This window comes from Nostoc sp. 'Peltigera membranacea cyanobiont' 232 (genome assembly GCF_002245985.1).
GTDB lineage: Bacteria > Cyanobacteriota > Cyanobacteriia > Cyanobacteriales > Nostocaceae > Nostoc.
Window position 1 is genome coordinate 1 of record NZ_NOLK01000269.1, and the last position, 5860, is coordinate 5860.

Genomic DNA, 5860 nt, shown 5'->3' on the forward strand with positions numbered 1-5860 from the left:
TCCCCTCACGGTGCGGCACAAAACCAATTTCTTGGCGGAATGCTTACGCCATCCTCCAGCGGGCCACCGAAAAGGCGGGAATGAGTGCTAAGGGAATCTCAACTCACAGCACCCGCCGGAGCTTAGTGAACCGATTACGGAAAAATTCTGTTGACAAGGATGTGATTCGTAAAATCACCGGACACCGTGATAACAAAGGGCTTGACCCTTACATCGATGTTGAACTTGATGAAGTCAAAAGCGCGATCGCAACTCTATGAACCCCAGACTCCTATTCCTGCAAGTCGAGATATTCTGCGAGTGCTTTCAAGAGGGGAAGTACAATCACCCGCTCTTGCTAGCTATGGCTCTGGAGTGCTTGGCAAATCAGGCATGGGATGAGGTGGATCGACTTTACCCAAATTTGTGACAAAGCTTGAACAAGTGAATAAACTGAAAATCTAAATTTCAAAAACAACTATTTGCGATCGCAATTTTCAGCGCGATCGCTTTTCATTGGTCATTAGTCATTGGGCATTGGGCATTGGGGAATGGGGAGGCAATTGCAATTCAGACAAAAACGCTGTATTCTGCCTTGACACAGGCATTTCAGGAAACATGCAATGCTCAGACCAGGAAAAAACAGCAGCAGCTTCCCGCCAGCTTGGAACCACGGGAAAACCAAAACTATCCGCGTGCCCGTTGTCCTAGAAAATCAGATTTTGGATTACGCTAGAGCGGTAGATTCTAAGCTGATAAACGATGATATCCCCGGACTTACAGGGGATTTTCTACAAGTCATTGACCGCTACATCGCTTGGAGAACTCAAAATTATCGGTCTACCCAGAAATTTAGTAAACCCGATATTACCGCTCGCACCTGGGATGAACTGCGGAAGCTTCAGAAGCTACTGAAGGAATCTCCTGAATTGTTGAGCCAGGATTAAAACCTTTGCGGCAAGTTTGACAAAACCAGCGCTGCACAACATCGCCGTTGACCAAGGTGTAGCTACCGTGTTTGAAAACGAGGATACTTTCACATTTTGGGCATGGTGGGCGATTCATTCTTCCAGCCTCGGATCAAGTCTTTTATCTCAATTGGTAATTTACCATCTGCGATCGCAATTTCCACATCTGCCTTTTTGCGTCTTGCTAGGTTACTGTCTACACCTCCGAGGTAGCAACGGTTTTTCTTCCGTCCCTGCATCCAACAGTACCGGAAATACCAATATTTATTACCAGGCCGTTCCACCCAGTACTTCTCTACCCAGTGAGTATCGTGTTGGGGCGCAACTTTTTGAGTAACTTGTGATACCTGCGCCCCAACACGAGTTTCTACGATGGCTGGAACAGTATCACCTTTGACCTGCGCCCCAACACGAGTTTCTACTGTGTAGCAACCGCAAGGAACAAACAATGCATTATTATTGCCGCGTCCAACGTAAATGTGTCCCCGCCCTCTGGGATCTACCCAAATAACCTCAGAAATTAATTCGTTGTCAGATTTGTATTGGTAATCCTTCCTGAATTTGCCAGTGGTGGCAGCAGCGCATTTATTCATCCATGTATTAGAGAGCTTTACCAAGTCGCCAACCTTGACACCTACCCACCCAGCCCAGGCTTGCTCGTAATCCTCAAGATTTTCATAATCATCTGGGTCTGGCGGTTCTTGTGAGTCGTCGGAAAAAATTGTCAGTTGTCCATCTAACTTATGGGGCACTTCCCCAAAGTCAGCAGGATTCCAGTGATTATCGTCTTCTTGTTGGGGCGCAAGTATTTCATCCCAGTGAGGATCGTGAATGGTAGCCCTTATTTCAACTGTTGGAGTAATCGCAAATAATGCTAATTGCCCAGGTACATCAGAATTATGTTTCATAATGTTTGTGGATTAATGAATTGGCGGACGTTACAGCGTCCGTTTTTTTTATACATAGGAATTAACCAGAGGGGAATAATTCATCCCATTCTGTAGAGTTCCCAAACATTTTAAGTAAAAGATTGTAATTACGCGGAAACTCCCACCATCTCTGTCTTAAACACCGACGAATAAACCCTTCTGGGTTAAGAATTTTATCTAAACCACCACGAAGGTTAAACATTAAAAGAGCCAACTTAATTTCATGGGTTGGGCGTTCAAGCACTTCTTTCTCTGTGGAGTCATAATGTATACCCACTTCCGCCAGGGTCTCTAGGTTGATATCAGAATTAGAATGCTGCTGCTGTATATCACCCGGAACGACAGACTTATCATTTGAGGGGTCTGAAGTGTAACTTAAATTATGGTTTTGTAAGTTTTTTTCTCGCTTCTTTCTCGGTGGCTTCAACCATTCGAGGGGTCTTACAAGTAACTTAAATATCTTCCAAGAATACTGTTTAACGACTTGGATAACTCTGTGTTCTACTAGCTGGTCGAATATCTGTTTGAGGTAATTATGTGAGTATCCTTTACCTCTGGCTTTGGCAACTGTGGCGTTGAATTCTGATAAATCGGGTTCTAATTCTTCAGCTATTGCACCCTGCATCATTAGCCATTGCCAAAGCGATTTAGCAGCAGGGCAAATATGGTGTTGATAACAAAATGCTGTGTGTTCTTCAGTCCAAGGAAGTGAAATTTTTGATGAGTTTTCTGGCATAATACTATTAGTTAATTACTATTAGTTAGTTTCAAGGAGCCACCACGATCGCTAAATCTGATGGTGGCTTTTTGGTTTTTTAGTTCAGTGGATGAGGTTTTAGCTTGATACTAGCTGCCATCTCTTTTACGTGATTCAGCATCGCGGGATTTTCTTCAAATAGTGCTGGCATTCCTGCCAGTAATGATGCTGCTAGCACTATCGTTTTATCGGGAGTCAGTTCTGGGTCGATAGTGCCGATGTATCCAATGAATTTCTCTAGCTCGTATATTGCAAGGCTCCTGGCTCGAACTACTTTTGATGAGATTTTTGATTTAGTCATTGGTCATTTGTCGTTTGTCATTTGCGATCGCAACACAAAACCGCCCTTGCCACAGTAGGCAGGACGGTTTTATTCAGGTTCTTCTGGTTTTTCGAGTTCTTTTAGTAGTGATTCAAATTCCTGGATATTGGACTCAAGCTGTTGAATCTCGTGTTTTTTTGTTGCCACCTGATCGCGATACTCGCCTATCAGCCGGCGGACAATTTTCCCAGGAGTTCCTTTTCTTCTGGAAGTAGAGACTGTTCTTGACGAGCCATAGTCTCTATCAACTCTGAGCGACTCATTCCCAGCCGAGTAGCTTGACGATCCAGACTCTCTATTGAAGTCTGAGTCAGAGATATGTTTACTCTGACTTTGCCTTCCTCGTACCAGCCGTGCTTCTTCTTGGTCATTTGGTGAAAGCATCATATTCTTACACAAAATTTTATCACTATTTCTTACACAAGATTATTGCATATCTTACACAAGATGTTATTATACTTTTATTCTTACACAAGAATAGACCATCAATCGCTCCCCCCTGCCACCTTGCAGGGCATCCCAATAAACCGGAGCAAGCACCCGCGCCACCTTGCGCGGAAACACCCTTTATCACTGAAGAGCGATCGCGGCAACGAGTTTGTCGCGTGGTGATATTTTCATGTCTGCACACTTACTTTAAAATCACATGCCAACCACAGTTTTAGAGATCATTGAAAACCTAAAGCACTACCCCGGTGCGACAAAGGTAAATATCAAACACGTTGATAATGAGGAATTTGCGATCGCGTTAATACAAACGCGATCGCAATTGATTAATCGATTCCAACAAGTAAAAAATAGCACAAAGTTATGGCACTCAAAAATATTACTTACCAACGGGTACTAAACCTGGAGGATTACAACTCAAAGCGTCTAGAACTCTCTGAAGAAGTCTTAGAAGGGGATGACGAGGAAGAGGCAATCTCTCGCGTGATGTTCATGGTGGAGCGAAAAATTAGGGAAGATGTTTCTACAAAAGTTGAGCAAGAAATCAGGCAACTCAAAAAAGAACTGCGCGAACTTCAAACCGAATATGACATGTTGAAAAATCAGAAAGAAAATCTCCAACAGATTGCTTTACCTGACCCAGATCCAGATGACATGCCTTTTGATTTAGAGTCATCCAATAACCCTGAGTATTTTTAATTGAAGATTCATTATGACCAAACATGACACTTGGGTAAAACTCAAACCCGGCAATCCTTACGAGTCAATCTTAAAACTATTTCCAGGCGGCAGGATACCCGTGCGTGACCCATTCCCAATGGAGCGAGTGAAAACAACTGACGGGGAACAGCTAGCTCTGTGGATTATTGATTTGGAACGCCTCAGCAGCATTCAATCTAGTGCGATAGCTAAACTTATTGCTCACAGTTCTGGTGCTGATGCAATTGAAGTTGCAGTCGGAGTTGGTGGCTTTGCCATGAAGCATGAGTGGGTTGATTCTATGGAATGCGGCGATGAAGGTATCCAACGGCAAAAGGAACTGGCAGATTTTTTTGAAACTGCACCACAGCCACCGAGCGCTCGTGCATACACAGAATTTTATAACAGTCAGCGCGATCGCTGGATTGAAGGGGATGAAGTTCCGCCGCCGATTAACTCCATTGAGGACGTTGACCCGCGCCTCAGAACTCCAGAACTAGAGCAACATTTCAAGATGAGGGAAGTTGAGACTGCGATCGTGAACGGTAACTATTCAGTTCTTGATGTTCTCACGGGTCGAGCAATGGTTGATTCTCTTAACATCATTGACCCAGAAAACTCGTATTCATTAGTTGGATATGATGACGAATTTGATGAGGATGAAATTTATGAATAATCAAGAAAATTTAGATATCCCACACCCAGATCCAGCATGGAAAATGGACAAATACTCTATCAAACAAAGGCGAGAATTCATCAAAGACACAATTCTTGATGCAAAACCAAATACGATAACGACACTTGTCTACCACAGCGAAAGGGAAATAATGCTCCTGAATAAAGCTTTTACCAAAGGGTTAAAGTCCAAAGCTGCGGCTAAAAATTTCACATTGGAGTTTGCTGTGTACACCGCCTGATGAATCGCAATTTTCGCAATTGTTGCGATCGCGCTTGATGAAGGCGCGGGCTACTTGACTCGGTAGCCGAAACGTGAGTTTATCTCACGTCGCGGACTGGAGTCCAACCCAGACGTACAGCACATCCACACAGTAGCTTAGGGCTTTTATTTGGAATCAAGCTGCATGGCTTTCGTAACTTCGTAAGCTCGGCTGCTGTGATTGTGCTGTTCCCTCCCCTGTGTCACCAGAAGTTACCGCTTCTGGTATTGCCTTGAGAGTGAATTAGGCTGTTGTGGCCTTCGGGTGATTCGCAGGCATGGCATCAGGGAACAAGACGAAACCACCCAGGAGGAACTGAATGATTAGAATTTTGGGACTTGATGTTAGCAAGTCCTCGGTTTCGGCTTGCCTGCTCGCGGATAAGCCCGAAGACCCACGTCAATTTTATTACGAATGTCCGTTCTTTTGCTTAAGCGCCAATGCAAAGGGTATTCAAGATTTACTCGCGCTCAAGCCGGACATTGCATTGCTCGAACCAACTGGTAATAACTACAGCAAACTGTGGGGCACTCACTTAGCCCGTGCTGGGGTAGAAGTTCGGCTGGTAGGTCACAAAGAATTAAGGAATTATCGAGCCAATCACTTAGCACTACCTGATAAAGATGATGATGCCGATGCTCTAGCCCTTGCCTGTTACTACTTTGACTACCAAAAAGACCCACGTCGATTTGTCCAAATTCGCGATCGCGAAATAGTCAGAATTCGAGAACTAGTTTTGCGACTGGCACATCTCAACCGCGTTCAATCCCCGATTATGAATCGTGCGCGGCAAGATTTAGCGTGGCAGTTCCCAGAAGTTG

The 5860-nt window shown here is 44.3% G+C and carries 11 protein-coding genes; 7 read left to right on the forward strand and 4 right to left on the reverse strand.

What is annotated here, in order from left to right:
• Both CDG79_RS38530 and CDG79_RS38535 read left to right on the forward strand, forming a co-directional pair.
• A partial coding sequence (locus CDG79_RS38530; protein WP_145982902.1) for a tyrosine-type recombinase/integrase occupies positions 1–260 on the forward strand: 260 nt, incomplete at its 5' end.
• Between the two features lie 342 nt (positions 261–602).
• Positions 603–926, forward strand: coding sequence for a hypothetical protein (locus tag CDG79_RS38535; protein WP_094346773.1), 324 nt, complete (start codon positions 603–605; stop codon positions 924–926).
• Positions 927–1015: 89 nt separating this feature from the next.
• Here the strand turns inward: CDG79_RS38535 and CDG79_RS38540 are convergent, their stop codons facing one another.
• The 4 genes from CDG79_RS38540 to CDG79_RS45100 form a co-directional block, all read right to left on the reverse strand.
• Complete coding sequence (locus tag CDG79_RS38540; RefSeq protein WP_094346774.1) at positions 1016–1855, reverse strand: hypothetical protein; 840 nt, start codon at positions 1853–1855, stop codon at positions 1016–1018.
• Between the two features lie 61 nt (positions 1856–1916).
• Positions 1917–2612 (reverse strand): hypothetical protein, encoded by a 696-nt coding sequence (locus CDG79_RS38545; protein ID WP_094346775.1) that lies wholly within the window; start codon positions 2610–2612, stop codon positions 1917–1919.
• Positions 2613–2691: 79 nt separating this feature from the next.
• A complete protein-coding gene (locus tag CDG79_RS38550) occupies positions 2692–2934 on the reverse strand; it encodes a hypothetical protein (RefSeq protein ID WP_094346776.1) in 243 nt (80 codons plus the stop codon).
• Positions 2935–3003: 69 nt separating this feature from the next.
• Positions 3004–3342: a hypothetical protein gene (locus CDG79_RS45100; RefSeq protein ID WP_262985881.1), complete on the reverse strand. Its 339-nt coding sequence runs from the start codon at positions 3340–3342 to the stop codon at positions 3004–3006.
• A 259-nt stretch (positions 3343–3601) separates the two neighbouring features.
• Between CDG79_RS45100 and CDG79_RS41810 the strand changes: the two genes are divergently transcribed.
• The 5 genes from CDG79_RS41810 to CDG79_RS38575 form a co-directional block, all read left to right on the forward strand.
• The gene (locus CDG79_RS41810; protein WP_143855720.1) at positions 3602–3802 is read left to right on the forward strand and encodes a hypothetical protein; all 201 of its coding nucleotides are present in this window, start codon (positions 3602–3604) and stop codon (positions 3800–3802) included.
• A complete protein-coding gene (locus CDG79_RS38560; RefSeq protein WP_094346778.1) occupies positions 3766–4101 on the forward strand; it encodes a hypothetical protein in 336 nt (111 codons plus the stop codon). Before CDG79_RS41810 ends, CDG79_RS38560 begins: the two co-directional genes overlap by 37 nt.
• Before the next feature lie 13 nt (positions 4102–4114).
• Positions 4115–4777, forward strand: coding sequence for a hypothetical protein (locus tag CDG79_RS38565; RefSeq protein WP_094346779.1), 663 nt, complete (start codon positions 4115–4117; stop codon positions 4775–4777).
• A complete protein-coding gene (locus tag CDG79_RS38570) occupies positions 4770–5018 on the forward strand; it encodes a hypothetical protein (protein ID WP_094346780.1) in 249 nt (82 codons plus the stop codon). The genes CDG79_RS38565 and CDG79_RS38570 overlap by 8 nt, the downstream gene beginning before the upstream one ends.
• A 340-nt stretch (positions 5019–5358) precedes the next feature.
• Positions 5359–5860 (forward strand): IS110 family transposase (locus tag CDG79_RS38575; RefSeq protein ID WP_143855721.1); only part of this gene is annotated, 502 nt, incomplete at its 3' end.

Coding starts and splice junctions, on each gene's coding strand:
- CDG79_RS38540 (WP_094346774.1), bottom strand. CDS start 1,855: ATGAAACATAATTCTGATGTACCTGGGCAATTAGCATTATTTGCGATT.
- CDG79_RS38560 (WP_094346778.1), top strand. CDS start 3,766: ATGGCACTCAAAAATATTACTTACCAACGGGTACTAAACCTGGAGGAT.
- CDG79_RS41810 (WP_143855720.1), top strand. CDS start 3,602: ATGCCAACCACAGTTTTAGAGATCATTGAAAACCTAAAGCACTACCCC.
- CDG79_RS38565 (WP_094346779.1), top strand. CDS start 4,115: ATGACCAAACATGACACTTGGGTAAAACTCAAACCCGGCAATCCTTAC.
- CDG79_RS45100 (WP_262985881.1), bottom strand. CDS start 3,342: ATGATGCTTTCACCAAATGACCAAGAAGAAGCACGGCTGGTACGAGGA.
- CDG79_RS38535 (WP_094346773.1), top strand. CDS start 603: ATGCTCAGACCAGGAAAAAACAGCAGCAGCTTCCCGCCAGCTTGGAAC.
- CDG79_RS38550 (WP_094346776.1), bottom strand. CDS start 2,934: ATGACTAAATCAAAAATCTCATCAAAAGTAGTTCGAGCCAGGAGCCTT.
- CDG79_RS38545 (WP_094346775.1), bottom strand. CDS start 2,612: ATGCCAGAAAACTCATCAAAAATTTCACTTCCTTGGACTGAAGAACAC.
- CDG79_RS38570 (WP_094346780.1), top strand. CDS start 4,770: ATGAATAATCAAGAAAATTTAGATATCCCACACCCAGATCCAGCATGG.